General features: G+C 62.0%; 27 protein-coding genes and 1 pseudogene. 16 read left to right on the top strand and 12 right to left on the bottom strand.

Annotated features, from left to right (window positions below; all coding sequences use genetic code 11):
* Nucleotides 1-3 precede the first annotated feature (3 nt).
* From phnF to NVB75_RS10775, 11 genes are all read left to right on the top strand, one after another.
* Nucleotides 4-708 (top strand): phosphonate metabolism transcriptional regulator PhnF, encoded by a 705-nt coding sequence (phnF, locus tag NVB75_RS10825; RefSeq protein WP_258347138.1) that lies wholly within the window; start codon nucleotides 4-6, stop codon nucleotides 706-708.
* Between the two features lie 11 nt (nucleotides 709-719).
* Nucleotides 720-1,157, top strand: a complete 438-nt coding sequence (gene phnG / locus NVB75_RS10820; protein ID WP_017477491.1) for a phosphonate C-P lyase system protein PhnG — start codon at nucleotides 720-722, stop codon at nucleotides 1,155-1,157.
* On the top strand, nucleotides 1,157-1,747 hold the full coding sequence (gene phnH / locus NVB75_RS10815) for a phosphonate C-P lyase system protein PhnH (protein WP_063028147.1): 591 nt from the start codon (nucleotides 1,157-1,159) through the stop codon (nucleotides 1,745-1,747). Before phnG ends, phnH begins: the two co-directional genes overlap by 1 nt.
* Nucleotides 1,747-2,823, top strand: a complete 1,077-nt coding sequence (locus NVB75_RS10810) for a carbon-phosphorus lyase complex subunit PhnI (protein ID WP_258347137.1) — start codon at nucleotides 1,747-1,749, stop codon at nucleotides 2,821-2,823. The genes phnH and NVB75_RS10810 overlap by 1 nt, the downstream gene beginning before the upstream one ends.
* Nucleotides 2,816-3,682 (top strand): alpha-D-ribose 1-methylphosphonate 5-phosphate C-P-lyase PhnJ, encoded by an 867-nt coding sequence (locus NVB75_RS10805; RefSeq protein ID WP_258347136.1) that lies wholly within the window; start codon nucleotides 2,816-2,818, stop codon nucleotides 3,680-3,682. The genes NVB75_RS10810 and NVB75_RS10805 overlap by 8 nt, the downstream gene beginning before the upstream one ends.
* Nucleotides 3,643-4,452, top strand: a complete 810-nt coding sequence (gene phnK, locus NVB75_RS10800) for a phosphonate C-P lyase system protein PhnK (RefSeq protein ID WP_275712443.1) — start codon at nucleotides 3,643-3,645, stop codon at nucleotides 4,450-4,452. Before NVB75_RS10805 ends, phnK begins: the two co-directional genes overlap by 40 nt.
* Nucleotides 4,452-5,171, top strand: coding sequence for a phosphonate C-P lyase system protein PhnL (gene phnL, locus NVB75_RS10795; protein WP_063028155.1), 720 nt, complete (start codon nucleotides 4,452-4,454; stop codon nucleotides 5,169-5,171). The genes phnK and phnL overlap by 1 nt, the downstream gene beginning before the upstream one ends.
* Nucleotides 5,161-6,309, top strand: coding sequence for an alpha-D-ribose 1-methylphosphonate 5-triphosphate diphosphatase (locus tag NVB75_RS10790; RefSeq protein WP_258347134.1), 1,149 nt, complete (start codon nucleotides 5,161-5,163; stop codon nucleotides 6,307-6,309). Before phnL ends, NVB75_RS10790 begins: the two co-directional genes overlap by 11 nt.
* On the top strand, nucleotides 6,309-6,872 hold the full coding sequence (gene phnN, locus NVB75_RS10785) for a phosphonate metabolism protein/1,5-bisphosphokinase (PRPP-forming) PhnN (protein WP_258347133.1): 564 nt from the start codon (nucleotides 6,309-6,311) through the stop codon (nucleotides 6,870-6,872). Before NVB75_RS10790 ends, phnN begins: the two co-directional genes overlap by 1 nt.
* The gene (phnP, locus tag NVB75_RS10780; protein ID WP_258347132.1) at nucleotides 6,863-7,612 is read left to right on the top strand and encodes a phosphonate metabolism protein PhnP; all 750 of its coding nucleotides are present in this window, start codon (nucleotides 6,863-6,865) and stop codon (nucleotides 7,610-7,612) included. The genes phnN and phnP overlap by 10 nt, the downstream gene beginning before the upstream one ends.
* Before the next feature lie 346 nt (nucleotides 7,613-7,958).
* The gene (locus NVB75_RS10775) at nucleotides 7,959-9,443 is read left to right on the top strand and encodes a M10 family metallopeptidase C-terminal domain-containing protein (protein WP_258347131.1); all 1,485 of its coding nucleotides are present in this window, start codon (nucleotides 7,959-7,961) and stop codon (nucleotides 9,441-9,443) included.
* An 82-nt stretch (nucleotides 9,444-9,525) separates the two neighbouring features.
* Here the strand turns inward: NVB75_RS10775 and NVB75_RS10770 are convergent, their stop codons facing one another.
* The gene (locus NVB75_RS10770) at nucleotides 9,526-10,404 is read right to left on the bottom strand and encodes a LysR family transcriptional regulator (RefSeq protein WP_258347130.1); all 879 of its coding nucleotides are present in this window, start codon (nucleotides 10,402-10,404) and stop codon (nucleotides 9,526-9,528) included.
* Nucleotides 10,405-10,619: 215 nt separating this feature from the next.
* On the opposite strand from NVB75_RS10770, the gene NVB75_RS10765 reads away from it, so the two are divergent.
* Both NVB75_RS10765 and NVB75_RS10760 read left to right on the top strand, forming a co-directional pair.
* A complete protein-coding gene (locus NVB75_RS10765; RefSeq protein ID WP_026077965.1) occupies nucleotides 10,620-10,808 on the top strand; it encodes a type II toxin-antitoxin system HicA family toxin in 189 nt (62 codons plus the stop codon).
* Between the two features lie 21 nt (nucleotides 10,809-10,829).
* Nucleotides 10,830-11,234 (top strand): type II toxin-antitoxin system HicB family antitoxin, encoded by a 405-nt coding sequence (locus NVB75_RS10760; protein WP_258347129.1) that lies wholly within the window; start codon nucleotides 10,830-10,832, stop codon nucleotides 11,232-11,234.
* Here NVB75_RS10760 and NVB75_RS10755 read toward each other — a convergent pair whose 3' ends face one another.
* Nucleotides 11,235-12,431, bottom strand: a complete 1,197-nt coding sequence (locus tag NVB75_RS10755) for an MFS transporter (RefSeq protein ID WP_167663625.1) — start codon at nucleotides 12,429-12,431, stop codon at nucleotides 11,235-11,237.
* Nucleotides 12,432-12,609: 178 nt separating this feature from the next.
* Here NVB75_RS10755 and NVB75_RS10750 point away from each other — a divergent pair, with 178 nt between their 5' ends.
* The gene (locus NVB75_RS10750; protein ID WP_258347128.1) at nucleotides 12,610-13,224 is read left to right on the top strand and encodes a DUF5666 domain-containing protein; all 615 of its coding nucleotides are present in this window, start codon (nucleotides 12,610-12,612) and stop codon (nucleotides 13,222-13,224) included.
* A gap of 157 nt (nucleotides 13,225-13,381) precedes the next feature.
* Here the strand turns inward: NVB75_RS10750 and NVB75_RS10745 are convergent, their stop codons facing one another.
* The 8 genes from NVB75_RS10745 to gcl form a co-directional block, all read right to left on the bottom strand.
* Nucleotides 13,382-14,386, bottom strand: coding sequence for a sulfate ABC transporter substrate-binding protein (locus NVB75_RS10745; protein ID WP_258347127.1), 1,005 nt, complete (start codon nucleotides 14,384-14,386; stop codon nucleotides 13,382-13,384).
* 105 nt (nucleotides 14,387-14,491) lie between these two features.
* Nucleotides 14,492-15,316: an ion transporter gene (locus NVB75_RS10740; protein WP_258347126.1), complete on the bottom strand. Its 825-nt coding sequence runs from the start codon at nucleotides 15,314-15,316 to the stop codon at nucleotides 14,492-14,494.
* A gap of 31 nt (nucleotides 15,317-15,347) precedes the next feature.
* On the bottom strand, nucleotides 15,348-16,220 hold the full coding sequence (locus tag NVB75_RS10735; protein ID WP_258347125.1) for an urea transporter: 873 nt from the start codon (nucleotides 16,218-16,220) through the stop codon (nucleotides 15,348-15,350).
* Between the two features lie 131 nt (nucleotides 16,221-16,351).
* The gene (gene pyk, locus NVB75_RS10730) at nucleotides 16,352-17,767 is read right to left on the bottom strand and encodes a pyruvate kinase (protein ID WP_076015200.1); all 1,416 of its coding nucleotides are present in this window, start codon (nucleotides 17,765-17,767) and stop codon (nucleotides 16,352-16,354) included.
* Entirely contained in the window at nucleotides 17,757-19,052 is a 1,296-nt protein-coding gene (locus NVB75_RS10725; RefSeq protein ID WP_258347124.1) for a glycerate kinase, read from the bottom strand. Before NVB75_RS10725 ends, pyk begins: the two co-directional genes overlap by 11 nt.
* Before the next feature lie 152 nt (nucleotides 19,053-19,204).
* Complete coding sequence (locus NVB75_RS10720) at nucleotides 19,205-20,095, bottom strand: 2-hydroxy-3-oxopropionate reductase (RefSeq protein WP_017477510.1); 891 nt, start codon at nucleotides 20,093-20,095, stop codon at nucleotides 19,205-19,207.
* An 87-nt stretch (nucleotides 20,096-20,182) separates the two neighbouring features.
* Entirely contained in the window at nucleotides 20,183-20,965 is a 783-nt protein-coding gene (hyi, locus tag NVB75_RS10715) for a hydroxypyruvate isomerase (protein WP_258347123.1), read from the bottom strand.
* Between the two features lie 10 nt (nucleotides 20,966-20,975).
* Complete coding sequence (gene gcl / locus NVB75_RS10710; protein ID WP_063028181.1) at nucleotides 20,976-22,751, bottom strand: glyoxylate carboligase; 1,776 nt, start codon at nucleotides 22,749-22,751, stop codon at nucleotides 20,976-20,978.
* 267 nt (nucleotides 22,752-23,018) lie between these two features.
* Between gcl and NVB75_RS10705 the strand changes: the two genes are divergently transcribed.
* A complete protein-coding gene (locus tag NVB75_RS10705) occupies nucleotides 23,019-23,459 on the top strand; it encodes a heme-binding protein (protein ID WP_258347122.1) in 441 nt (146 codons plus the stop codon).
* Nucleotides 23,460-23,577: 118 nt separating this feature from the next.
* Here the strand turns inward: NVB75_RS10705 and NVB75_RS10700 are convergent.
* Both NVB75_RS10700 and NVB75_RS10695 read right to left on the bottom strand, forming a co-directional pair.
* Nucleotides 23,578-24,036: pseudogene (locus NVB75_RS10700) on the bottom strand (transposase).
* Between the two features lie 211 nt (nucleotides 24,037-24,247).
* The gene (locus NVB75_RS10695) at nucleotides 24,248-24,853 is read right to left on the bottom strand and encodes a TetR/AcrR family transcriptional regulator (RefSeq protein WP_258347121.1); all 606 of its coding nucleotides are present in this window, start codon (nucleotides 24,851-24,853) and stop codon (nucleotides 24,248-24,250) included.
* A gap of 240 nt (nucleotides 24,854-25,093) precedes the next feature.
* Here NVB75_RS10695 and NVB75_RS10690 point away from each other — a divergent pair, with 240 nt between their 5' ends.
* Nucleotides 25,094-26,221: an efflux RND transporter periplasmic adaptor subunit gene (locus NVB75_RS10690; RefSeq protein ID WP_258348576.1), complete on the top strand. Its 1,128-nt coding sequence runs from the start codon at nucleotides 25,094-25,096 to the stop codon at nucleotides 26,219-26,221.
* Nucleotides 26,222-26,233 lie beyond the last annotated feature (12 nt).

The following is a 26,233-nucleotide window of genomic DNA, read 5'->3' as shown; positions in this document are numbered from 1 at the left end:
AGCATGCAGTTGTCTAGACAAGATGAGCCGGTGTACCGCGAACTCGCCGATATCCTGCGCCGCGAGCTGAGCAGCTATCAGGCCGGTGAGTTCCTGCCGGGCGAGGTGCAGTTGGCTGAACGCTTTGGTGTCAACCGCCACACCCTGCGCCGCGCCATCGATGAGCTGGTGTTCGAAGGCAGCCTGTTGCGCCGCCAGGGCAAGGGCACCCAAGTGCTGGACCGCCCGCTGATTTACCCGATGGGCGCCGAGACCTCCTACAGCCAGTCGTTGTCGGCCCAAGGCGTGGGCGTGGAAGCGTTGCTGCTCAAGCGCCGCTACTGCTTCGCGAGCCACGAAGAGGCGCAGCAATTGGGCATCGCCGAGATGGCGCCAATGATCGAGCTGCAGACCTTGCGCAAGCTCGACCACCAGCCGGTCAGCCTGATCCGCCATCGTTACTGCGCCAGCCATGCACCGTTGCTGGCGGATTACAACGGCGGCTCCCTGCGCCAGTACCTGCGTGAACGCGACCTGCCGTTGACCCGCACCCAAAGCCTCATCGGCGCGCGTTTGCCAAACCGCGACGAAGCCGCACTGCTGATGATGCCCCGGCACTTGCCGGCGCTGACCGTATTCACTCTTTCCCGCGATCGCGACGGCCGCCCGGTGGAGCTGGCGCAGTCCACCAGCCGTTCGGATCGCTTCCAGTACCAAGTGGTGACCTGATGGAGACCTCGATGAACCTGTCCCCGCGTCAACACTGGATCGGCGTGCTCGCCCGCGCCTTTCGCAGTGAATTGCTGCCCCATGAAGACGCCCTGCGCGACGTGGATTACCAACTGATCCGCGCCCCGGAAATCGGCATGACCCTGGTGCGTGGCCGCATGGGCGGCAATGGCGCGCCGTTCAACCTCGGCGAAATGAGCGTGACCCGCTGCGTGGTGCGCCTGGCTGACGGGCGCACCGGCTACAGCTACCTGGCCGGGCGCGACAAGGTCCATGCCGAACTGGCGGCCCTGGCGGATGCGCATTTGCAGGGCGCGCACCCGAGCCCCTGGCTCAGCGACCTGATCGGCTCACTGGCCAACGCCCAGGCCGAGCGCCGGGCGCACAAAGAGGCCGACACCGCCGCCACCAAGGTCGAGTTCTTCACCCTGGTTCGAGGAGAAAACTGATGAATGCCCAACGCTTGCAACCGGCCTTTGTAGACCCGGTGCTGGATGCCCAGCGCGGTTTTCGCGGCGCCCTCAAGGCCCTCGCCGAGCCCGGCCTGATCCAGTCCTTGCCCGCCGCCCCCAGCCTTGAAGGCCTGGCGCCGGCCACCTACGCACTGTGCCTGGCGCTGCTGGATATGGACACGCCGCTGTGGCTCGCGCCGTGCTTCGACACACCGCTGATTCGCGCCAACCTGGCGTTCCACTGCGGCTGCCCGCTGACCGCCAACCGTGAAGAGGCCGCGTTCGCCTTGCTCGGTGAGCAGGACTTGCTCGACCTCAGCGGCTTCGACCACGGCAATGACCGTTACCCCGATCAGTCCTGCACCTTGCTGGTCCAGTTGACCGACCTGGAAGCCGGTCGCGCCTTGAACTGGCGCGGTCCGGGGATCAAGACCCAGCGTCAGGTCAACCTGCCGGTGCCTCAAGCATTCTGGCTCGAACGTCAACGCCGCGAGACGTTTCCCCGTGGCCTGGACGTGTTGTTCGCCGCCGGCCATCACCTGATAGGCCTGCCACGCAGCACCCGAATTGCACAGGAGCATGCCTGATGTACGTAGCCGTCAAGGGTGGCGAACAGGCCATCGACAATGCCCACCGCCTGCTGGCGAAAAAACGCCGGGGTGATACCTCCATTCCGGAACTGAGTGTGGAGCAGATTCGCGAGCAACTGCCGTTGGCGGTCGCGCGAGTGATGAGCGAAGGCTCGCTGTACGACACAGAGCTGGCCGCGCTGGCGATCAAGCAGGCGGCGGGGGATCTGGTGGAAGCGATCTTCCTGTTGCGGGCTTACCGCACCACGTTGCCGCGCTTCAGCCCGAGCCTGCCGATCGATACCGCGCAGATGTCACTGAGCCGGCGGTTGTCGGCCACCTTCAAGGACGTGCCGGGCGGGCAACTGCTGGGCCCGACCTTCGATTACACCCACCGTCTGCTGGACTTCGCGCTGCTGGCCGAAGGTGAATACCCAGGCCCGCAAACCACGCCGGATGCTGCCCTTGAACCATGCCCTCGGGTACTCGGCTTGCTGGCCAAGGAAGGCCTGATCAAGAACGAATCCGACGACACCGGCAGCGTCGCCGACATCACCCGCGACCCGCTGGAATACCCGGCCAACCGCGCCCAGCGCCTGCAAGCCCTGGCCCGTGGCGATGAAGGTTTCCTGCTGGCGCTGGGTTACTCGACCCAGCGCGGCTACGGCCGCAACCACCCGTTTGCCGGTGAGATTCGCATCGGTGACGTCGAGGTGTGGATCGACCCGGAAGAGCTGGGTTTCCCGATCTGCCTGGGCAGCATCGAAGTCACCGAGTGCGAGATGGTCAACCAGTTCGTCGGCTCGGCCACCGAGCTGGCGCAGTTCACCCGGGGCTACGGCCTGGCCTTTGGGCATGCCGAGCGCAAGGCGATGGGCATGGCGCTGGTGGACCGCTCGTTGCGCGCCAATGAGTTCAACGAAGAAATCGTCTCGCCGGCCCAGCAGGAAGAATTCGTGCTGTCCCACTGCGACAACGTCGAGGCGGCGGGCTTCGTTTCCCACCTCAAATTGCCTCACTACGTGGACTTCCAGTCCGAGCTGGAACTGATCCGCAAACTGCGCCAACCGGCCGAGGGCACGCGCCATGAATGACCTGACCCAAACACCTGCGCGTGACCCGGCGTACAACTTCGCCTACCTCGACGAGCAGACCAAACGCATGATCCGCCGGGCCTTGCTCAAGGCCGTGGCGATCCCCGGTTACCAGGTGCCATTCGGTGGCCGCGAGATGCCGCTGCCTTACGGTTGGGGCACCGGCGGCATGCAACTGACCGCCGCGATTCTGGGGGCCGATGACGTGCTCAAGGTCATTGACCAGGGCGCCGACGACACTACCAACGCCGTCTCGATCCGCCGCTTTTTCGCGCGCACCGCCGGCGTCGCCACCACCGAAAGCACCCCGGACGCCACGGTGATCCAGACCCGCCACCGCATCCCGGAAACCCCGCTGCACGCCGATCAGATCATGGTCTACCAGGTGCCAATTCCCGAGCCGCTGCGCTTTATCGAACCGTCGGAAACCGAGACCCGCACCATGCACGCCCTCAATGATTATGGGGTGATGCACGTCAAACTCTACGAGGACATCGCGACCTTCGGCCATATCGCCACCAGCTATGCCTACCCGGTGATGGTGGATGAACGCTACGTGATGGACCCCTCGCCAATTCCTAAATTCGACAACCCGAAACTCGACATGAGCCCGGCGCTGATGCTGTTCGGTGCCGGTCGCGAAAAGCGCTTGTACGCGGTGCCGCCGTACACCCAGGTCACCAGCCTGGACTTTGAAGACCATCCGTTCGAAGTGCAGAAGTGGGAACACGACTGCGCGATCTGCGGCAGCCATGAATCGTTCCTCGATGAGCTGATTCTGGACGATGCCGGTACCCAGAGTTTTGTGTGTTCCGACACCTGGTACTGCGCCCAACGGGTGAAGGAGAACAACCAGTGAGCCAGCCTCTTTTGCAAGTGCGGGATTTGTCGTTGTTATACGGCGAAGAGAAGGGCTGCCAGGACGTCAGCTTTGATTTGTACCCCGGCGAAGTGCTGGGGATTGTCGGCGAATCCGGCTCGGGCAAGTCCACCTTGCTCTCGTTGCTCAGTGGACGTTTGCCGCCGCAGGCCGGGAACATCGGCTATCGCGGCAAGGACGGCGAATGGCTGGATTTGTACAGCGCCAGCGAAGCCGAGCGCCGCACCTTGCTGCGCACCGAGTGGGGCTTTGTCGAGCAAAACCCACGGGACGGTTTGCGCATGGGCGTGTCGGCCGGCGCCAACATCGGCGAGCGCCTGATGGCCCAGGGCGTGCGCAATTATCAGCAACTGCGCGGTGCCGGTCTCGACTGGCTCGGCCAGGTGGAAATCGACCCGCAGCGCATCGACGACTTGCCCCGGACCTTCTCCGGCGGCATGCAACAACGCCTGCAAATCGCCCGCAACCTGGTCTCCAGCCCGCGCCTTGTGTTTATGGACGAACCCACCGGCGGCCTGGACGTGTCGGTACAGGCGCGCTTGCTCGACCTGCTGCGCGGCCTCGTTCGCGAGCTGGATCTGGCGGTGGTGATCGTGACCCACGACCTCGCCGTGGCACGCCTGCTGGCCGACCGCCTGATGGTGATGCGCCGTTCCCGCGTGGTGGAAACCGGGCTGACGGACCAGGTCCTCGACGATCCACAGCACCCTTACTCTCAATTGCTGGTGTCTTCGGTATTGCAGCCATGATGAATGCCTTGATCGAGGTCCGTGACCTCTCGAAAACCTTCACCCTGCACCAGCAGAACGGCGTGGTGCTGAACGTGCTGCGCGGGGTGGAGTTCAGCGTGAAAGGCGGTGAGTGCCTGGTGCTGCATGGCCAGTCCGGCGCCGGTAAAAGTACGTTGCTGCGCACCTTGTACGGTAACTATCTGCCGGCGGGTGGCAGCATTCGGGTACAGCATCTCGGCGAATGGCTGGAGCTGGTCGGTGCCGAGCCTCGGGAGGTGTTGCAAGTGCGCCAGCAGACCCTGGGCTACGTCAGCCAGTTTCTGCGGGTAATTCCGCGTGTGGCCTGCCTGGATGTGGTGATGGAACCGGCCCTGGCCCGTGGCTGGTCGAAGGCCAATGCACAGTCCCGCGCCGAGCATCTGCTGACCCGCCTGAATATTCCCCAGCGCCTATGGCAGTTGGCACCCGGCACGTTCTCCGGTGGCGAGCAGCAGCGGGTCAACATCGCCCGTGGCTTCATGGTGGACTGGCCGGTGATGCTGCTGGACGAACCCACCGCGTCCCTCGACGACAGCAACCGCCAGGTGGTGCTGGAACTGATGAACGAAGCCAAGGCCGGCGGTGCCGCACTGATCGGCATCTTCCACGACCGCGCCGCCCGTGAAGCGGTTGCCGACCGCCATTTCGACATGACCCCTGCGCCTGTTGCCCAAGAGGAATACGCCCATGCCCGCTGAACAGATCCTCAGTAATGCCCGGCTGGTGACGGCTGATCGCATGTTCCTTGGCAGCGTAGTGCTGCGGGACGGACTGATCGTCGACATCGCCGAAGGCCGCAGCCGGTTGCCCCAGGCCCAGGATCTGGACGGTGATTTCCTGCTGCCGGGGCTGGTGGAACTGCACACCGACAACCTGGAAAAACACATGACCCCGCGCCCCGGCGTGGACTGGCCGTCGACTTCGGCGGTACTCAGCCATGACGCGCAGATCATTGCGGCCGGCATCACCACGGTGTTCGACGCGGTGTCCATCGGCGATGTGAACCCCAAGGGCAACCGCATGCAGAAACTGCCGGCGATGCTCAACGCCATCGTCTCGGCAGAAAGCGCCGGCCTGACTCGCGCCGAACACCGCCTGCACCTGCGCTGCGAGCTGTGCCATCCCGACACCTTGAGCGTGTTTCGTGACCTGGTGGAAAACCCGCTGGTGCAGTTGGTGTCGGTGATGGACCACTCGCCGGGCCAGCGCCAGTTCGTGCTCGAATCCAAGTACCGTGAGTACTACATGGGCAAGTACCACCTGAACGACGAGACCATGGACGCGTTCATCAAGCTGCAGATGGCCAACTCGAAGGAATACAGCGACCGCTACCGCGCCGCGATCGTCGAGCATTGCCTGGCGCGCGGGCTGTCGGTGGCCAGCCATGACGATGCGACGTTGGCGCATGTGGAGGAGTCGGCGCGCTATGGCATGACCATCGCCGAATTCCCCACCACCCTGGAAGCGGCACGTGGCTGCCAGCAACTGAACATGAAAGTTCTGATGGGCGCGCCGAACGTGGTGCGTGGCGGGTCCCACTCGGGTAATGTGGCCGCCGCCGGCCTGGCTGCCGAAGGATTGCTGGATATACTTTCCAGTGACTACTACCCGGCCAGCCTGCTGCAGGCGGCGTTCGTGCTGGCCAACCAACAGGACGGCGGCGACCTTTCCCGGGCGGTCAAGATGATCAGCCTGGCGCCCGCACACGCGGCGGGCCTGAGTGATCGCGGTGAAATCGCTATCGGTCTGCGGGCCGACCTGGTGCAAGCCAAAAAAAGCCAAGACGGACTGCCCGTGGTCCAACAAGTCTGGCGACAAGCGAAGAGGGTGTTTTGATGGCAGGCAGGTTGATCTATCTCATCGGACCATCGGGTTCGGGCAAGGACAGCCTGCTGGATGCCGCACGACCGCGTTTGGCCGAGCGTGGCTGCCGCATTGTGCGGCGGGTCATCACCCGCTCGGCGGAAGCGGTGGGCGAAGCCGCGCAGGGTGTGAGCCCCGCGCAGTTTGCCGCGATGGAGGCCGAGGGCGCCTTTGCCCTCAGTTGGCACGCCAACGGCTTGTCCTACGGCATCCCCCGGGAAATCGATGGGTGGTTGGCGGCGGGAGACGACGTGCTGGTCAACGGCTCTCGCGGCCACCTGGCGCAAACCCGCTTGCGTTACCCGAACCTGCTGGTGGTATTGCTGACGGTGGATCAAGGCGTTTTGCGCCAGCGTTTGCTGGCGCGGGGCCGCGAATCCGTGGCGGAGATTGATCAGCGGCTGGCACGCAATGCACGATTCGCCGAAGGTTTGAGCACGGCACCGGATGTCTTTCTGCTCGACAACTCCGGCCAACTGGCGCACACGGTCGAGCGCCTGCTGGGCTGCCTCGACGGGCAACCGGCATGCGCCTGACCCTGCTGGGCACCGGCGATGCGCGGCAAGTCCCGGTGTATGGCTGTGAGTGCGCGGCCTGTGATTTGGCCCGCCGTGATGAGAGCCTGCGGCGTCGCCCATGCAGCGCGTTGATCGAGTGCGGCGACCAGCGCTGGCTGATCGACAGCGGGTTGCCCGACCTCACCGAACGCTTCCCGCCCCGCAGTTTCAACGGGATTCTCCAGACCCACTACCATGCCGATCACGCCCAAGGCCTGCTGCATTTGCGGTGGGGGCAAGGGCTGGTGATTCCGGTGCATGGTCCGGTGGATCCGGAAGGGTTGTCCGACCTGTACAAGCACCCCGGCATCCTCGATTTCAGCCAGCCGTTTGCCGAGTTTGAAACCCGCCGGCTGGGTGAGCTGAGCGTCACTGCGTTACCGTTGGTGCATTCCAAACCCACCTTGGGTTATCTGCTGGAAGGCGAGGGCAGGCGCATCGCTTACCTCACCGACACCGTTGGCCTGCCACCCGCTACCCGCGACTGGCTGCAGCGTGAACCGTTGGATGTGCTGGTGCTCGACTGCTCCATGCCGCCGCAACCCCAGGCACCGCGTAATCACAATGACCTGACGTTGGCGTTGCAGTGTATTGACGAGGTGAAGGCGCAGTTGGGTGTGCTGACCCATGTGGGGCATACGCTGGATGCCTGGTTGTTGCAGCATCGGCGGGAGTTGCCGCGCCATGTGACGGTAGGGTGGGACGGGCGTGTGCTTTAGCGTGGGAAGTTATGTCAAGCGGTGAAGTCCTGATCACAAGGGCATTTGGACGAAAAGTTTGAAGGGATGTGTCTTTGTTAGTACTGATTTAGCGTATTCAACTGGGCGCCACTTTGTAGGAATTTATTTTTTTCCTGATAAACCAATCCGGTTCTTACGGTGCGCGTGTGTGTTGAATTGTTTAAATTGCAAGTAATTTATTGAATGTCTTAAGGGGTGTTTCACCGCTTTAAAGTGTTTCAGTGAGAACCAAATAAGCGCTGTCCCGAGCTTTTTATGCATGGGAATTTAATAGCTGATGCCGATTGTTCCGGCTCGTTTATTAATTAAAAGAGTGCTCTGTCTCATGAATACTTCTGACGCGGTTTCCATCAGGCCCATCCTTCAAAGCTTGCCGGAGTCCGATCCTGGTCCGATGGGCTTCGGCGCCTACACAAAGCCGACGTACACCACGGATCAGGCCGCGAAACAGATCTCGCGGGACAACCGGCGGTTTCACGACCGCAACGGTGACAAGAAAGTCGATCTGTCCTACACCGTGGATCCGAGCTTCACCCCTCAGCAGCAGCGACGTGTACGTGACGCGGTGCAGTCCTGGCAGGATGTTGCAAACATCACCTTCAAGGAGCGGGCCTCCGGGGTGGACGGCACGGTAAACATCAAAAACAACCGTCGCGGTGACAGTGGCGTCGCCACCTTGCCCACACGCTCCACTACCAGCACGTCAGCGACCATCGGCACGATGAGGGCCGGTGGTTCACCTGCGCTGGGCAGCCACTTTTCGGTGACCACCGTGCATGAAATCGGCCACGCCATCGGCCTGCAACATCCGGGTAACTACAACGGTGGTGGCTCCAGTTACAACAGTGGCGCGGTGTATGCCGGAGATACCAAGGCGCGCAGTGTGATGAGTTACTGGTCGGAGAAGAACCAATCCGGTCACGACTTCCGGTCGCTGAACCCGTCCGCGCCGATGATGGATGATATTGCGGCGGCCCAACGGCTTTACGGGGCCAATCACCAAACCCGTAATACCGACACGACCTACGGTTTTAATTCCAATACCGAGCGCGAGGCAATGACCCTCAAGAGCGCCAGCGACAAACCCATCTTCTGTGTTTGGGATGGCGGCGGCGACGATACGCTGGATTTCTCCGGGTTTTCCCAAAACCAGACAATCAATTTGAACGCCGAGTCGTTCTCGGATGTGGGTGGTTTGAAGGGCAATGTTTCCATCGCCAAGGGCTGTTTGGTTGAGAACGCCATAGGCGGTTCGGGAAACGATTTGCTGATCGCGAATCAGGGCGGCTGTCGGCTCAAGGGTGGCGCGGGTGGCGACACGTTGCGCGGCGGCGGCGGGGCGGACGTTTGTACCTACGACAAGGCCAGTGATTCCACGCCGCAGAATCCTGACCTGATCGAGAACTTTACCAGTGGCACCGACAAAATAGAGGTCTCGGGCGTTTTGAAAGAGGCGGGCGTCAGCGGCCTTGTGTTTACTGATCGGTTCAGTGGGCGGGCAGGCGAGGCGATACTCAAGCATGATGCTGCGACGGGGCGTTCAAGCCTGGAGATCGACCTGAAGGGCAGTGGCACTGGCGATTTTCTGGTCAGGGGCATTGGCGAGATCAAGCCTGCGGATGTGCAGTGGCAAGGGCAAAAAACCAATGTGCAGCCAGTGCCGAACGTAGTGCCGCAACCGGTTCCGGAGCCTTCGCCGACGCCGCCGGTTGATGTGAAGCCGGACATACTTTCACAGCTAAGCGAGATGGTCGCGAAGACGTTGTCAGCCTTGCTGCAGTTGTTTCAACGCCTTGCCAAACCGTCTTGAGCGGTAAGGCCAAATCGGCAAGCCAGTTCCTTTCGACCCTTGGGTGTGAGTCCAAGGGCACGGCTATCAAGGGCCTGGGTCATCAGCGCAACACGCCCTCCACAAACTCGATAAACGCCCGGGCTTTGGCACTGACCATACGGCCTGTGGGTAATACGGCCCACAAGTCCCGGGGCGGCAGTTCCCAGTCGGTCAGCACCGCCTTGACCTCGCCACTGGCGATCTCCGGCATGAACATCCATTCGGCGGTCATGGCCACGCCCTGGTGGGACAGCACCCCTGCGCGGATGCCCTCGGAGGACGTGACGCGCAGGCGCCCGTGAGCGACCACCGGGTATTGATGCGCACCTTGATTGAAGGTCCAGCAGGTGCTTTCGCTCAAGCTATAGATCACCGCCTGGTGGTGCAGGAGGTCTGTCGGGGAACGGGGTTCGCCATGGCGTTCGAAATAGGCCGGCGTGCCGAAAACCCGGCTGGGGCTTTGGCCGATCTTGCGGGCGGTCAGGCCGGAGTCACTCAGGTTTCCGATGCGCAGGGCGACATCAATGCCTTCTTCCACCAGATTTAGCAGGCGGTCGTCGAGTACGACGTCGACGTTCAGGGCGGGGTGTTGCTCCAAGAACGGGCCCAGGTTGGGGATGATTTGCAAGCGGGAAAAGGTCACGCCCGCGCTGACGCGCAGGGTGCCCGAGAGGCCGTTGCCGGCGTCGCGGGCGGCGTCTTCGGCACCGTTGGCTTCGTCGACCGCGCGTTTGGCCTTTTCAAAAAATACCAGCCCGGCCTCGGTGGGCGTCAGGCCCCGGGTGGAGCGCATCAGCAAGCTGACCGCCAACCGGGCTTCCAGTTGCGCAATGCCTTTGGAAACGGCGGGCTGGCCGATTCCCATGCGTGTTGCGGCAGCGGAAAACGAGCCGGTCTCGACGACGTGGACGAAGGTTTCCATGGCAGTGAGGCGGTCCATCGGGTGTCCTTGTGGCGTGGCGTTTCGGGAATCATGGGGCCTTTCGGAAAAGCGTGGAAGTCAATTCGGGTGCATAGAACTTATTCCTTAAGGGAATAGATTCGGTGTTTTTCCAACATCCGGTAAAACAGCCGCCAGTCAGCCTGATCAATTCTGTGCTTGAGTAAAGATAACTCTGGAGTTACCTTTATTCGAGCCGGAGCAAGGAGGCTGTGGTGCAAAGCAGGCTATTGATCAAAGAGCTGCAAGAGGCAGGTTGGGTGCTGGATCGGGTGACGGGCAGCCATCATCTTTTCACCCATCGCTATAACCCGTACACGATACCGGTGCCCCATCCCAAGAAGGACCTGCCGATGGGCACCGTGCGAAGTATCAGGAAACGTGCCGGGCTGTTTTCGTTTTAGGACGGTTTAAGGAGATTTTCCATGCAATACCCAATCTGTATCGAATGGGGCGATGACTTTGTCGCCACCGGTATCCAGATCCCCGACATTCCAGGTGCGGTGACCGCCGGGGACAGTTTTGAAGAGGCTTACAACGCGGCGGTCGAAGTGGCGCACATCATGCTGCAAGAGATCGCCGCAGAAGGCCGGGCGATTCCGATGCCAACGTCGGTGGCGGCCCATCACGATAATGAGGATTACGCCGGCATGGGCTGGGGGATGTTGGAGCTCGACATCTCGCCGTATCTGGGCAAGACCGAGAAGGTCAATGTGACCTTGCCCGGCTACGTGATCCAGCGTATCGACCGTTATGTGCGGGAGCACAAAGTGAAAAGCCGCTCGTCATTTCTGGCCGATGCGGCTTTGGAGAAGTTGGTGCGGTTGTAACTAGGCGGTTGCTACCGCGCCTTGCCGCGATGCACTCAGGAACCGCAGCAACGCCACCAGCGGGAAGGCGCTGCCCACCAGCATCACCCCCAGCCAGCCGCCGTGTTCGTACACGCTGCTGGCAATCGCCGAGCCGAAGGCGCCGCCGATGAAGATGCTGGTCATGTACAACGCGTTCAGGCGGCTGCGGCTGTTGGCGTCGAGGGCGTAGATGGCACGTTGGCCGAGGACCATGTTCATCTGCACGCAGAAGTCCAGGACCACGCCGGTCACCGCCAGGCCAATCACGCTGTACAACGGGTGCACGAAGGCCGGCAGGAAACTCAGCGCGGCAAACAGCATGGCCAGCAATGAGGCGCGGTGGGTGTGGCCGGCATCTGCCAGGCGCCCGGCGATGGGGGCGGCGATGGCGCCCAGGGCACCGACCAGGGCAAACAGGGCGATCTGGCTCTGGCTCAGGCCATGGTTGCGGGACAGTTCCAGCGGGGCGGCGGTCCAGAACAGGCTGAAGGTAGCGAACATGCAGCCCTGGTAAAACGCTCGCTGGCGCAGCACCGGCTGGCGGCGCAGCAGAGTGCCCAGCGAGCCCAGCAACTGACCATAGCTGGCGGCGTGATCCGGCTGACGCTTGGGGATGGTCAGCATCAGCACCACGCTGATAAACGCCATCAGGGCCGCGGCGGCCATGAACATGGCGCGCCAGCCGAAGTGGTCGGCCACCACGCTGGACACCGGCCGGGCCAGCAGGATACCCAGCAGCAAACCGCCCATGATGCTGCCGACCACCCGGCCACGGGATTCGGCCGGCGCCAGGTGCGCCGCCAGCGGAATCAGGATTTGTACCGACACCGAACTGAAGCCGATCAGCAGCGACACCAGCAGGAACAGGTTCGGCTGTTCGGTGAACGCCGCACCCAGCAGGCTGGCGATGGCCACCACGGTGGTGGTGATCATCAGCCGGCGGTTTTCCAGCAGGTCGCCCAACGGCACCAGGAAGAACAGGCCCAGGGCATAGCCGATCTGGGTCAGGGACACGATCAGGCTGGCCATGGCCGGCGTGAGGCCGATGTCCGGGGCGATCAGTTCGATGATCGGTTGGGCGTAGTAGATGTTGGCGACGATGGCGCCGCAACAGAACGCAAACAGCATCACCATGCCTCGGGTCATGGTGTTTGTAGCGTGGGGCGTGGCGTTCATGGTGTTCTCATAAAAGCGAAGGAAAGAGGCGAGCGAGAATAATGATTGAGCCGGAGCGGGAGTAGCCCGTCTGCGGTGATAACACTCATGCCGGGAATTAATGACTGAAACGTTAACTTTCGGGCTGAAGGTCGATGATACATTCAGTCACAACTGCATAAACAGGAAATCCACTGCCATGAAGATGACATTCAACCAGATGCTCCTGGCCTCAAGCCTGGCCGCGCTGATGACCGTGGGCATCGCCCAGGCCGCCGATGCCCCGCGTGTCGGCGTACGGGGTGCGATTACCGCGATGGACGGCGACGCGATGCAGGTCAAGGTCAACAGCGGTGAAGACGTCACCGTGCACCTGACCAAGGACACGCTGGTGCGTGCAGTCACTTTGGCCAAGATCGAAGACATCAAGCCGGGCAGTTACATCGGCTCGGCGGCCATGCCGAACGCGGATGGCACCCTGACGGCGCTGGAAGTGCATGTGTTTCCACCGGCCATGGCGGGTACCGGCGACGGGCATCGGGCGTTCGACCTGAAGGAAGGCAGCAGCATGACCAACGGCACCGTGGGTGACCTGGTGGTGAGCAAGGGCCGGACGTTGACCGTCAAGTACAAGGGTGGCGAGCAGAAGATCGTGGTGCCGGATGATGTGCCGATCGTCAACCTGGAGCCGGGTGATCGCAGCTTGCTGAAGCCGGGGGTGAAAGTGGTGATGTTTGCGGCGAAGGGCGAGGATGGGAGCGTGACGGCCCAGGCGATTTCTGCGGGCAAGGATGGCGTGACACCGCCGATGTAACCGCTGTAGATAGATCGTTCCCACGCTCCGCGTGGGAATACATCCAGTGACGCTCTGCGTCAACATTGCGCACGGTCCAGGTCTTGCGGCGCGGCCTGGACGCGGAGCGTCCTATGAGGCATTCCCACGCGGAGCGTGGGAACGATCAGGGTGCGGATTACTGGCCGGAGTAGATCTGGTCAAAAACCCCACCATCATTGAAGTGGGTCTTCTGCACGGTGCGCCAGTCACCAAAGGTCTTCTCTACCGACAGGAAATCGACTTTCGGGAAGCGGTCGGTGTACTTGGCCAGTACTTTCGGGTCACGTGGACGCAGGTAGTTGTTGGCGGCAATTTCCTGGCCTTCTGGCGACCACAGGTACTTCAGGTATTCCTCGGCAGCCTCTTTGGTGCCTTTTTTCTCGACCACTTTGTCGACGATCGACACCGGCGGCTCAGCTTCTGCGGAAACGCTCGGGTAGATCACTTCGAACTGATCACGGCCAAATTCACGGGCGATCATTTCTGCTTCGTTCTCAAACGTCACCAGTACGTCGCCGATCTGGTTGGTCATGAACGTGGTGGTAGCGGCACGGCCACCGGTGTCCAGCACGGGGGCGTGTTTGAACAGGTCGCCCACAAACTTCTTGGCTTTCTCTTCGTCACCGCCGTTCTTCAGCACATAACCCCAGGCCGACAGGTAGGTATAGCGGCCGTTACCGGAAGTCTTCGGGTTCGGCACGATGACTTGTACGCCGTCCTTGACCAGATCCGGCCAGTCTTTCAGGGCTTTCGGGTTGCCTTTGCGCACGATGAACACCGTGGCCGAGGTGAAGGGCGCGCTGTTGTTCGGCAGGCGGGTAACCCAGTTGTCCGGCACCAGCTTGCCGTTGTCGGCCAGGGCGTTGATGTCGGTGGCCATGTTCATGGTGATCACGTCAGCCGGCAGGCCGTCGATCACCGAGCGCGCCTGTTTGCTCGAACCACCAAAGGACATCTGCAGCGTCAGCTTGTCGCCTGGATGCTCGGCGGCCCAGTGCTTCTGGAAGGCGGCGTTGTAGTCTTTGTAGAAGTCGCGCATCACGTCGTAGGAGACGTTGAGCAGGGTGACCGGGGCGGCCTGGACGACGCCAGCCAGTGCAAGGCCGGCGGCCAGGAGAGAGGCGCTAACGAGTTTTTTCACTGCTCATTCCTTGTTGTTCGAGAAGGTTGTCGACGATGTAGGGGCAATATGCCAGCGACTATAACGGGGGGCGCATAGTCGCTTAAAGATTAAAAAGAACTTTGCTTATTCCAGTTTTTTGAAAAGCCCGTTACCACAGCGTGAGCAAAACGCGGCGTTTGGCTCGTGGCTGTTTTTCTTGCACACCGGGCAATCGGTTTGCAGCACTTCACCCCGCATGGCAGTGGCCAGTTCGGCGGTGAAGATCCCGGTGGGCACGGCGATGATCGAGTAACCGGTGATCATCACCAATGACGAAATCACCTGGCCCAACGGGGTCTTCGGCACGATATCGCCAAAGCCCACGGTGGTCAGGGTCACGATCGCCCAGTAGATGCCCTTGGGAATACTGGTAAAGCCGTGTTCCGGGCCTTCGATCACGTACATCAAGGTGCCGAACACCGTGACCAGGGTGCAGACGCTGACCAGGAACACCACGATCTTCTGCTTGCTGCCCCGCAGCGCCGCCATCAGGTAGTTGGCTTGCTTGAGGTACGGGCTGAGCTTGAGCACACGGAAAATTCGCAGCATCCGAATGATCCGGATGATCAGCAGGTACTGCGCGTCGCTGTAATACAGCGCCAGGATGCCGGGGACAATGGCCAGCAAGTCCACCAGACCATAGAAGCTGAAGGCATAGCGCAAGGGTTTGGGTGAGCAGTACAGACGCAACCCGTACTCGATCAGAAAGATCAGCGTGAAGCCCCACTCGATATAGGCCAGCACATCAGCGTAGTTCTGGTGTATCTGATCGATGCTGTCGAGCATCACGATCACCAGGCTGGCGAGAATGATCAGCAGCAGGATGCCATCGAAGCGCCGCCCGGCGACGGTGTCGCTTTGGAATACCATGACGTAGAGCCGCTGACGCCAGTCGTTGTTGCTGTCCATAAAACCCGCCTGAATCGAATGTCGAGCAAGCCTAGGGGGATTCGAAGGGGCTGTCCATGCGGGCTTTGTGCATCACCCGATGGCTGGCGCGCACCAGCCAGGTGGCGAGGATAAACGGCGCGGTCAGCGCGGGCAGGTTCAGGCCGGTGAAGCCAGGCGTGAGGATGATCGCCAGCAGGATGCCGATCAGCGGCAGCCAGGGTTGGCGGCGATGCTGGCTGAGGGCCAATGCTGCCAGCGCCGGGTTGTAGCTGTGCAGGCCGAGCAGGGCGCTGGCGGGCTCGTCCAGCAGCAGGGCGACCAGCACGCCGAGGCTCGCACCGGTCAGCGCCCACGAGGCCGCGCGGCGGCTGGCTGTTAAAAGGCCGAGGGCGAGCAACAGGCCGGCGAGGGGTTGGTCCATCAGGATGACTTGGGCCAGGCCTCTGAACGGCGCGCAGAGTAGCGCCCAGGTGCCGGGTTCGCTGGCGGCAAATGCGGCGGGCGCGGTGGTGCCCAGCAGCCAGCCGAGTACCACAAACGGTGCGGTGTAGGCGGGCAGGTCGTCGGGGTTGGCGGCACGTTTGAGCCACTGGCGGGTGAGGATTGCGCTGAGGCCACCGCAGGCGAGGATCAGCGGCGGCAACAGTGCGGACCCAGTGAAATGCTGGCTGATCAGCAAGCCGAGTAGCACGCCGTTATAGCTATAAAGGCCAGCCTGGCGTTCGGCCTTGGGATAGCCGCGGCGTTGGGCGGTCAGCAAACCGGCGACACCGCCCAGCAGTGCGCCGCCCAGCAGGGTCGGGGCGCCGATCAGGATCGCCAGCAGGCAGAGCAGGCCACACAGCGGGTGGCGCTGGAGGAAAATCTGGCTGAAACCGTTGAGCAGGGCTTCGGCCCAGTCGGGGCAGGATTGGTTGGGCATGGTGAGTGAGTCTGAGGGACCGAGTTGCCCCCTTCGCGAGCAAGCCCGCTCCCACATTCGACCGAGTTGTCATGTCGAACAGTGATCAAAATGTGGGAGCGGGCTTGCTCGCGAAGGGGCCCTTACAGGCGCTAGATCAATGTCTCGATCCGCAAGGAATTGGTCGACCCCGGCTGCCCAAACGGCACCCCCGCGGTAATCACCAATGTATCCCCACGCTGGGCCATACCCTGTGCCTGGGCAATTTCCAGCGCCGTGGAACACACCTCGTCGACCTGCCGCAGCCGATCATTCACCACCGAATGCACACCCCACGCCACGCTCAAGCGCCGTGCCGTCGACAGGTTCGGCGTCAGGTTCAGAATCGGCACCGCCGGCCGTTCCCGCGCCGCCCGCAGGCTGGAGCTGCCCGACTCGCTGTAGTTCACCAGCACCGCCACCGGCAAAATGCTGCTGATACGGCGAATCGCGCAGCTGATGGCGTCCGACACCGTGGCGTCCGCCTTGGGCCGGCTGACGTCCAGTTGCGTCTGGTAGTCCGGGCCGTTTTCCACCTGGCGAATGATCTTGCTCATCATCAACACCGCTTCCAGCGGGTATTCGCCGGAAGCGGTTTCTGCCGAGAGCATCACCGCATCCGCGCCTTCCGCCACCGCGTTGGCCACGTCAGTGACCTCGGCACGGGTCGGCGCCGGGGAGAAGCGCATGGACTCGAGCATCTGTGTGGCCACCACCACCGGTTTACCCAACTGACGGCAGACGCCAATGATGTCCTTCTGGATTTGCGGCACGCTCTCCGCCGGCACTTCCACCCCCAGGTCCCCTCTGGCGACCATGATCGCGTCGCTCAACTCGGCGATTTCCCGCAGGCGCTGCACCGCCGACGGTTTCTCGATCTTGGCCATCAGGAACGCCTTGTCGCCGATCAATTCGCGGGCTTCGCGAATATCTTCCGGGCGTTGCACAAACGACAGCGCCACCCAGTCCACGCCCAGTTCCAGGCCGAAGCTCAGGTCGCGGCGGTCCTTGGGGGTCAGCGGGCTGAGTTCCAGCAACGCCTGGGGCACGTTCACGCCTTTGCGGTCCGACAGTTCGCCGCCATTGAGCACGGTGGTGTCGATGGCATCGGCGTGCTTGGTGATCACCCGCAGGCGCAGTTTGCCGTCGTCCAGCAGCAGGTCCATGCCGGGCTTGAGGGCGGCGATGATTTCCGGGTGCGGCAGGTTGACCCGCCGCTGGTCACCGGGCGTGGGGTCGAGGTCCAGGCGCAGGGCCTGGCCGCGAATCAGTTGCACCTTGCCTTCGGCGAAACGCCCGACCCGCAGCTTCGGGCCTTGCAGGTCCATGAGGATGCCGAGGGGATAGTTGAGCTGGCGCTCCACCTGGCGAATCCACTGGTAGCGCTGGGCGTGGTCGGCATGATCGCCATGGCTGAAGTTCAGCCGGAAGATATTCACCCCGGCTTCCACCAGCTCGCGGATGTCGTCGATGCTGTCGGTGGCGGGGCCCAGCGTGGCGAGGATCTTGACCTTCTTGTCAGGCGTCATGTTCAGGGGACTCTCTTTCAGGGCTCTCAAGAATCAGAATGGCGCGAAAATCGTTGACGTTGGTGCGGGTCGGCTCGGTGATGATCAAGCCGTCGAGGGCCGCGAAGTAGCCGTAGCCATTGTTGTTGTCCAGCTCATCGCGGGCGCTCAAGCCCAGGGCTTCGGCGCGGGCGTAGCTGGTGGGTGTCATGATTGCGCCGGCGTTGTCTTCGGAACCGTCGATGCCGTCGGTGTCACCCGCCAGGGCGTAGACGCCGGGCAGGCCCTTGAGACTGTCGGTGAGGCTCAGCAGGAATTCGGCATTGCGCCCGCCACGGCCATTGCCGCGCACGGTCACGGTGGTTTCACCGCCGGAAAGGATCACGCAAGGCGCCGCGAGCGGTTGGCCGTGCTGGATGATCTGGCGGGCTATGCCGGCGTGCACCTTGGCCACGTCTCGGGCTTCGCCTTCCAGGTCGCCGAGGATCAGCGGGCTGAAACCGGCCTGGCGGACTTTCACCGCCACCGCTTCCAGGGATTGCTGCGGGCGCGCGATCAGCTGGAAATGGCTGCGGGCGAGCACCGGGTCACCGGGCTTGACGGTTTCCGACTCCGGGCTTTGCAGCCAAGTGCGTACGGACGCCGGGATTTCAATCTGGTAGCGCTTGAGAATCGCCAACGCCTGTTGCGAGGTGCTCGGGTCACCGACGGTGGGCCCCGAAGCGATGACGGTGGCCTGGTCACCCGGCACATCGGAAATCGCATAGGTGTAGACCGTGGCCGGCCAGCTGGCCTTGGCCAGGCGACCGCCCTTGATCGCCGAGAGGTGCTTGCGTACGCAGTTCATCTCGTCAATGGCAGCGCCGGATTTGAGCAGGGCTTTGTTGATCGCTTGCTTGTCTGCCAGGGTGATGCCGGCGGCCGGAAGGGCGAGCAGCGCAGAGCCACCGCCGGAGAGCAGGAAGATCACGCGGTCGTCTTCGCTGAGGTTACTGATCAGCTCCAGCACACGCTTGGCGACGGCCTGGCCTGCGGCATCCGGCACCGGGTGCGCGGCTTCGACCACTTCGATTTTCTTGCAGGGCGCACCGTGGCCGTAGCGGGTCACCACCAGGCCTGTGACTTCGCCTTGCCAGCAGTTTTCCACCACCAGCGCCATGGCCGCGGCGGCTTTGCCGGCGCCGATTACGATGACGCGGCCGCTGCGGTCGGCGGGCAGATAAGGTTCGAGGACTTGCCGGGGGTGGGCGGCGTCGATGGCTGTGGCAAACAGCTCGCGAAGCAGGTGTTGCGGATCGACCGACATAAGCGGGCTCCCGGGGATTCTTGTTATTAGGTATGCATCAGATCGTTCCCACGCTCCGCGTGGGAATGAATCACTGGACGCTCTGCGTCCGCTGTGTGACGCGGAGCGTCACGGGCTGCATTCCCACGCAGAGCGTGGGAACGATCAGGGCGTTATTTATCGCGAATCGAAAAATTCGCCATATGCTCCAGGCCCTTGATCAGCGCCGAGTGGTCCCAGTTGCCGCCGCCGATGGCGGTGCAGGTGCTGAACACCTGCTGGGTGCCGGCGGTGTTCGGCAGGTTGATCCCCAGCTCCTTGGCACCGGCCAGCGCCAGGTTCAAATCCTTCTGGTGCAGGCTGATACGGAAGCCCGGGTCGAAGGTGCCCTTGATCATCCGCTCGCCATGCACTTCGAGGATTTTCGAGGAGGCAAAACCGCCCATCAGCGCTTCACGCACCTTGGCCGGGTCGGCGCCGTTCTTCGAGGCGAACAGCAGCGCTTCGGCCACCGCCTGGATGTTCAGGGCAACGATGATCTGGTTGGCCACTTTGGCGGTCTGGCCATCGCCATTGCCGCCCACCAGGGTGATGTTCTTGCCCATGGCCTGGAACAGCGGCAGGGCGCGTTCGAAGGTGTGCGGGTCGCCGCCGATCATGATGCTCAGGGTGCCGGCCTTGGCACCGACTTCACCGCCGGACACCGGAGCATCGAGGTAGCGCGCGCCGGTCTCGTTGATCTTCGCGGCGAAGGCTTTGGTGGCGGTGGGCGAGATCGAGCTCATGTCGATCACTACTTTGTTCGGGCCCAGGCCTGCGGCAACGCCGTCGGCACGGAACAGCACGTCATCGACCTGCGGGGTGTCGGGCACCATGACGATGATGAACTCGGCTTCCTGAGCCACTTGCTGCGGGTTGGCCAGGGCCACCGCGCCAGCGTCGATCAACTCAGCTGGCGCCTTGCCGTGGTGCTCGGACAGGAACAGTTGGTGACCGGCCTTTTGCAGGTTGGCGGCCATGGGTTGGCCCATGATGCCGGTGCCGATAAATCCGATTTTAGCCATGATGAACATCCTCTTATTGTTAGGTGTGCAGGCCTGGCGCGGCCTGCTAAACACAGGAGATCCACTGTGGGAGCTGTGTGTGTTCAGTTAGACCGCGTTGTGGCTTTTGAGCCATCCCAGCCCGGCTTCAGTGGTGGTCAACGGCTTGTACTCACAGCCGACCCAACCCTGGTAACCAATGCGGTCCAAATGTTCGAACAGGAAGCGGTAGTTGATCTCACCCGTGCCCGGCTCGTTGCGCCCCGGGTTGTCCGCCAGCTGGATGTGGTTGATCTCACCCAGGTGCGCGGCCATGGTGCGGGCCAGGTCGCCTTCCATGATTTGCATGTGATAGATGTCGTATTGCAGGAACAGGTTGGCACTGCCCACCTGCTCCCGAATCGACAGAGCCTGGGCCGTGTTGTTGAGGTAGAAGCCCGGAATGTCGCGGGTGTTGATCATCTCCATCACCAGCCGGATGCCCACCGCTTGCAGCTTGTCGGCGGCGTACTTGAGGTTGGCGACGAAGGTTTTTTCCAGGGTGGCGTCATCCACGCCGGCAGGACGAATCCCCGCCAGGCAGTTGATCTGGGTGTTGCCCAGCACCTGGGCGTAGGCGATGGCCAGGTTGACCCCGGCACGGAACTCCTCGACCCGGTCCGGGTGGCACGCCAGGCCGCGTTCGCCCTTGGCCCAGTCACCGGCCGGCAGGTTGAACAGCACTTGGGTCAGGCCGTGTGCATCGAGTTGCGCCTTGATTTCAGCCGAGCTGAACTCATAGGGAAACAGGTATTCCACACCACTGAACCCCGCGTCGGCGGCGGCTTTGAAACGGGCAAGAAAATCCTGTTCGGTAAACAGCATGGACAGGTTGGCGGCAAAACGCGGCATGGGGTTCTCCTTAATCGAGCAGTGAAATGGCAGTCGGTGCGTCGTTGCCCACCAGTGCCAGATCTTCGAATTCGTTGACGGCGTTGATCTCGGTGCCCATGGAAATATTGGTCACCCGCTCCAGAATGATTTCAACGATCACCGGCACCTTGAACTCCTCGATCATCTCCTGAGCCTTGCGCAGTGCAGGCTGGATCTGACCTGGTTCGAACACGCGCAGGGCCTTGCAACCCAGGCCTTCGGCCACGGCCACGTGGTCGACGCCATAACCGTTGAGTTCCGGAGCATTGAGGTTGTCGAAGGACAGCTGCACGCAGTAGTCCATTTCAAACCCGCGCTGGGCCTGGCGGATCAGGCCCAGGTAGGAGTTGTTCACCACCACGTGGATGTACGGCAGCTTGAACTGCGCACCCACCGCCAGTTCTTCGATCATGAACTGGAAGTCATAGTCGCCCGACAGCGCCACGACTTTGCGGGTCGGATCAGCCTTGACCACACCCAGCGCCGCCGGAATGGTCCAGCCGAGCGGGCCGGCCTGGCCGCAGTTGATCCAGTGGCGGGGTTTGTAGACGTGCAGGAACTGCGCGCCGGCAATCTGCGACAGGCCGATGGTGCTGACGTAGCAGGTGTCTTTGCCGAACACCTGGTTCATCTCTTCGTATACCCGTTGTGGTTTCACCGGCACGTTGTCGAAGTGGGTCTTGCGGTGCAGGGTGGCCTTGCGTTGCTGGCAGTCGTGCAGCCAGGCGCTGCGGTCCTTGAGCTTGCCGGCGGCTTTCCACTCACGGGCCACTTCTATGAACATGGTCAGGGCAGAACCGGCGTCGGAAACGATGCCCAGGTCCGGGGTGAATACGCGGCCGATTTGCGTCGGCTCGATGTCCACGTGAATGAATTTTCGACCTTCGGTGTACACCTCCACCGAACCGGTGTGACGGTTGGCCCAGCGGTTACCGATGCCCAGCACCACGTCCGATTTCAGCATCGTCGCGTTGCCATAACGGTGGGACGTTTGCAGGCCGACCATGCCCACCATCTGCGGGTGATCGTCCGGGATTGTGCCCCAGCCCATCAGGGTCGGGATCACCGGGATGCCGGTCAATTCGGCGAACTCCACCAGCAGCTCGCTGGCGTCGGCGTTGATCACGCCACCACCGCTCACCAGCAATGGACGTTCGGCCTGGTCCAGCAGGGCCAGGGCTTTTTCCACCTGGATGCGGGTTGCCAACGGCTTGGCCAGGGGCAGCGGCTGGTAGGCGTCGATGTCGAATTCGATTTCGGCCATTTGTACGTCGAATGGCAGGTCGATCAGCACCGGGCCAGGGCGGCCGGAGCGCATTTCATAGAAGGCTTTCTGGAAGGCATACGGCACCTGGCCCGGCTCCAGGACGGTGGTGGCCCACTTGGTCACCGGCTTGACGATGCTGGTGATGTCGACGGCCTGGAAGTCTTCCTTGTGCATCCGTGCACGGGGCGCCTGGCCGGTGATGCACAGGATCGGGATCGAGTCGGCCGAAGCGCTGTACAGGCCGGTGACCATGTCGGTGCCCGCCGGGCCCGATGTGCCGATGCACACGCCGATATTGCCGGCCTTGGTGCGGGTGTAGCCCTCGGCCATGTGCGAGGCGCCTTCAACGTGGCGAGCAAGGACGTGATCGATGCCACCGACCTTCTGCAAGGCCGAATACAGCGGGTTGATCGCGGCGCCCGGGATACCGAAGGCGGTGTCGACCCCTTCACGGCGCATCACCAGGACAGCGGCTTCGATTGCTCTCATTTTGCTCATGGTTTTGGTGCCTCTTGCGTTTTGTAATTGTATACAAGTGGTGTTGGTCCGAAGTGTATTCACGGCGAGCGGGGCAGGTCAATCCATTTTCTTGGGTGGCCTTTACGTTCGTCGGAAGGCTTCTGGACAGGAATATTTCGACGTGTGGTGCGTATGTTTCGAAATATTGTATACAAAAAATAAATCTATTGTGTTCTATTTGTTTGATCCGGCTTCTGATCAAACAGAGCCCCACGGCTTTCCCATAACAAGATAAGGACGGCACCCATGAGCGCTTTAACCTTGAAAGTCGCAGTCAACCTGGCCAGTCATGCCATCGCGGCAGGCCGAACTATTTCGTCAGCGCCGCTGACCATTGCGGTACTCGACAGCGGCGGGCATTTGATTACGTTGCAGCGCGAAGATGGCGCGAGCCTGTTGCGCCCGCAGATTGCGATCGGCAAGGCCTGGGGCGCGATTGCCCTGGGCAAGGGCTCGCGGCTGCTGGCGCTGGATGCGCAGCAGCGGCCGGCGTTTATTGCGGCGTTGAATAGTTTGGGGCAGGGCAGCGTGGTGCCGGCGCCGGGCGGGGTGTTGATTCGGGATCAGGCGGGCGTGGTGCTGGGGGCAATCGGGATCAGCGGGGATACGTCGGATATTGATGAGCAGTGTGCGATCAGTGCGATCGAGGGGCAGGGGTTGTGGGCGGATGCGGGGGTGTCTGCTTGATTTGAGGTGACTGTCAGGGCCTCTTCGCGAGCAAGCCCGCTCCCACATTTTGACCTGTGAACGCGGTCAAAAATGTGGGAGCGGGCTTGCTCGCGAAAGCGGCAACTCGGTCCCGGACTTAAACCCAAACCGCATCCCACAACGGATAGTCGCCAATCCGCTCCACCAACCCGGCTCTTAACGGGTTAGCCACCACATACCGAGCCATCTTCACCAAGTCATCGTCCTTGCGCAGCGCCCGATCATGAAAACTGGTTTGCCAAAGCCGACCCTTACGGCCGGTAGCGCCATTAACGGTTCGAGTGCTTTTGGACTTCACCTGGCACATCAGGTCTCCCAATGACCCTTTTTTCAGCTCAATCAATCAGTGAAAGTGGTCGGGCATGACCACCCAGGCCAGGGAGCTCGCCAATCCTTGGTATTGGGCGAGCCTGAATTGCCAGACCACCAGCCGACCCAGATAAAAGTCACTGAATAGTGGCACGCGTTCATGGGTGTTGGTGGTGATCAGGTAAATGCGGTTGGATTCGCTGAATCGCCCGATACGCAGGCGATGTGAAGCAGCTGGATCAGGCATTCCTTTGCCTCTCTTCAGAAAGTGTCCTGAGAGGCTAGGTCGGGGAATCTGGGGATGATGGTCTGGCTTGGTGCTGGATGTGTCTGGGAGGGCGCTTTCGCGAGCAAGCCCGCTCCCACATTGGATCTGCGGCGTTTAAACAATTTATGTCTGGCACAAATCCAAATGTGGGAGCGGGCTTGCTCGCGAATCTTGAGGACGCTGGGGTCTATCAGCCCGGCTCACACCCTTTAAGCACCAACCGAATAATCGTCTGCGCCGCCGCCTCATAATCCGCTTCATCCAGCTTCGCCTTCCCGGTCACCGCCGAAATCTGCCAGTCAAAATCCGCATAGGTCTGCGTCGCCGCCCAGATACTGAACATCAAATGATGCGGGTCAATCTCTGCAATCAGCCCCCGGTCCACCCAGCTCTGAATGCAGTCGATGTTGTGCTTGGCCTGGGCATTCAGCTGTTCCACCTGTTCGGCACTCAGGTGCGGGGCGCCGTGCATGATTTCGCTGGCGAACACTTTGGAGGCAAACGGCAGATCCCGGGAAATGCAGATTTTCGAGCGGATGTACCCGCTCAGCACTTCCTTGGGGTCGCCATCGGGATTGAACGGGGTGGAGGCCGCCAGGATCGGCTCGATGATGCTTTCGAGGACCTCGCGGTAGAGGTTGTCCTTGGACTTGAAGTAGTAATAGACGTTGGGCTTGGGCAGCCCGGCCTTGGCGGCGATGTCGCTGGTTTTGGTCGCGGCGAAGCCCTTGTCGGCAAACTCCTCACTGGCAGCCCGCAGGATCAGTTCTTTGTTGCGCTCGCGAATGGTGCTCATAGACCAGGAGGTTCCTTGCCAAGACAGGCGGTCGGGCATGGTAGCACCGGCTTTGCGCAGGGCTCAAGAATCCCGCTGTAGCCCTTGCTCTGCGGGCGCTCAGCTGACTTTGTCTGTCTTGATGCTGAACGCATTCACGGTCGTACAGGCACAGGCCGGGCGCGCTGCTAGAGTTCAGGGCAGCGAGCGGCCGATCAGGTGGCTCGTCCCATCCTGATTTCGGCGTTCGAGAGAGAAACCGTGGAGAACAGCAGACGACGTACGTTCGCCTGGGCAGTTGGCACGTTGTTACTGCTAGCGTTGTTGATTGTCCTGGGTTTGCACTTCTTTGCAGGTGGGCATAAAGGCAAGCCACCCGCACCCGGCGAACCGGTCGCCGTGGTGCCGGTCGCCTTGCAGGACGTGCCGGTCTACATCGATGCCCTCGGCACCGTCACCCCCACCCGCAGTGTGACGGTGGTCACCCAGGTCGATGGCATCCTCAGCAGCGTGGAATTCAAGGAAGGTCAGCACGTCAGCAAAGGCCAGGTGATTGCGCGGATCGATGACCGTGCCCTCAAGGCCCAACTGGCCGTGGCCAAGGGCAACCTGGCCCACGACCAGGCTGTATTGAGCAATGCCCAGCGCGATCTGGTGCGCTACCGCGAACTGGTCAAGGCCGGCTCCACCAGCCAGCAAACCGTCGATACCCAGGCCTCGTTGGTCCAGCAACAGCTGGGCACCGTGGCCGCCGACCAGGGCAATGTGCAGAACCTTGAAGTGCAGGTCGGCTACTGCACCATCACCTCGCCGGTCGACGGCGTGGTGGGCCTGCGTCTGGTAGACCCGGGCAACTACGTCACCACCACCAGCACCACCGGCATTGTGGTCATTACCCAGATGAACCCGGCCACCGTGGTGTTCGCGGTGCCCGAGGACGACTTGGGCGCTATCAACCAGGCCCTGGGCCATGGCGCCGTGACGGTGCTGGCCTACGACCGCAACAAGAAAGCCCTGCTGGCCACCGGCAGCCTGTTGGCCCTGGACAACCAGGTAGACACCACCACCGGCACCATCAAGGTCAAGGCGCAGTTCGATGATTCGGGCAATGCGCTATTCCCCAACCAGTTCGTCAATGCGCGCCTGAAGGCCGACACCTTGACCCAGGTTGCCGTGGTGCCCACTCGGGCGATCCAGCATGGCAGCAAGGGGGATTTCGTGTTCGTGGTAAATGGCGACAAGGCCAGCCTGCGCACTATCAAGACCGGCCCGTCCATGGGCGATGTGTCGGCGGTGCTCGAGAACGGGGTCAAGCCGGGGGAGCAGGTGATCACCGAAGGCGCCGACAAACTGGATGACGGTTCGGCTGTGAAGGTCGTCGCCCAGTGAGGAGCTGCCGAG

Origin of the sequence: Pseudomonas sp. CBS (genome assembly GCF_024734645.1) — a bacterium.
In the GTDB taxonomy this organism is placed as follows: Bacteria; Pseudomonadota; Gammaproteobacteria; order Pseudomonadales; family Pseudomonadaceae; genus Aquipseudomonas.
The sequence above is the reverse complement of the archived record's forward strand: the minus strand, read 5'-3'. Positions and strand labels throughout refer to the sequence as shown.

Excerpts from the sequence above, each read along its gene's own strand:
- phnF (WP_258347138.1), top strand. The coding sequence starts at position 4 with ATGCAGTTGTCTAGACAAGATGAGCCGGTGTACCGCGAACTCGCCGAT.
- phnG (WP_017477491.1), top strand. The coding sequence starts at position 720 with ATGAACCTGTCCCCGCGTCAACACTGGATCGGCGTGCTCGCCCGCGCC.
- phnH (WP_063028147.1), top strand. The coding sequence starts at position 1,157 with ATGAATGCCCAACGCTTGCAACCGGCCTTTGTAGACCCGGTGCTGGAT.
- NVB75_RS10810 (WP_258347137.1), top strand. The coding sequence starts at position 1,747 with ATGTACGTAGCCGTCAAGGGTGGCGAACAGGCCATCGACAATGCCCAC.
- NVB75_RS10805 (WP_258347136.1), top strand. The coding sequence starts at position 2,816 with ATGAATGACCTGACCCAAACACCTGCGCGTGACCCGGCGTACAACTTC.
- phnL (WP_063028155.1), top strand. The coding sequence starts at position 4,452 with ATGAATGCCTTGATCGAGGTCCGTGACCTCTCGAAAACCTTCACCCTG.
- NVB75_RS10790 (WP_258347134.1), top strand. The coding sequence starts at position 5,161 with ATGCCCGCTGAACAGATCCTCAGTAATGCCCGGCTGGTGACGGCTGAT.
- phnN (WP_258347133.1), top strand. The coding sequence starts at position 6,309 with ATGGCAGGCAGGTTGATCTATCTCATCGGACCATCGGGTTCGGGCAAG.
- phnP (WP_258347132.1), top strand. The coding sequence starts at position 6,863 with ATGCGCCTGACCCTGCTGGGCACCGGCGATGCGCGGCAAGTCCCGGTG.
- NVB75_RS10775 (WP_258347131.1), top strand. The coding sequence starts at position 7,959 with ATGAATACTTCTGACGCGGTTTCCATCAGGCCCATCCTTCAAAGCTTG.
- NVB75_RS10770 (WP_258347130.1), bottom strand. The coding sequence starts at position 10,404 with ATGGACCGCCTCACTGCCATGGAAACCTTCGTCCACGTCGTCGAGACC.
- NVB75_RS10760 (WP_258347129.1), top strand. The coding sequence starts at position 10,830 with ATGCAATACCCAATCTGTATCGAATGGGGCGATGACTTTGTCGCCACC.
- NVB75_RS10755 (WP_167663625.1), bottom strand. The coding sequence starts at position 12,431 with ATGAACGCCACGCCCCACGCTACAAACACCATGACCCGAGGCATGGTG.
- NVB75_RS10750 (WP_258347128.1), top strand. The coding sequence starts at position 12,610 with ATGAAGATGACATTCAACCAGATGCTCCTGGCCTCAAGCCTGGCCGCG.
- NVB75_RS10740 (WP_258347126.1), bottom strand. The coding sequence starts at position 15,316 with ATGGACAGCAACAACGACTGGCGTCAGCGGCTCTACGTCATGGTATTC.
- NVB75_RS10735 (WP_258347125.1), bottom strand. The coding sequence starts at position 16,220 with ATGCCCAACCAATCCTGCCCCGACTGGGCCGAAGCCCTGCTCAACGGT.
- pyk (WP_076015200.1), bottom strand. The coding sequence starts at position 17,767 with ATGACGCCTGACAAGAAGGTCAAGATCCTCGCCACGCTGGGCCCCGCC.
- NVB75_RS10725 (WP_258347124.1), bottom strand. The coding sequence starts at position 19,052 with ATGTCGGTCGATCCGCAACACCTGCTTCGCGAGCTGTTTGCCACAGCC.
- NVB75_RS10720 (WP_017477510.1), bottom strand. The coding sequence starts at position 20,095 with ATGGCTAAAATCGGATTTATCGGCACCGGCATCATGGGCCAACCCATG.
- hyi (WP_258347123.1), bottom strand. The coding sequence starts at position 20,965 with ATGCCGCGTTTTGCCGCCAACCTGTCCATGCTGTTTACCGAACAGGAT.
- gcl (WP_063028181.1), bottom strand. The coding sequence starts at position 22,751 with ATGAGCAAAATGAGAGCAATCGAAGCCGCTGTCCTGGTGATGCGCCGT.
- NVB75_RS10705 (WP_258347122.1), top strand. The coding sequence starts at position 23,019 with ATGAGCGCTTTAACCTTGAAAGTCGCAGTCAACCTGGCCAGTCATGCC.
- NVB75_RS10695 (WP_258347121.1), bottom strand. The coding sequence starts at position 24,853 with ATGAGCACCATTCGCGAGCGCAACAAAGAACTGATCCTGCGGGCTGCC.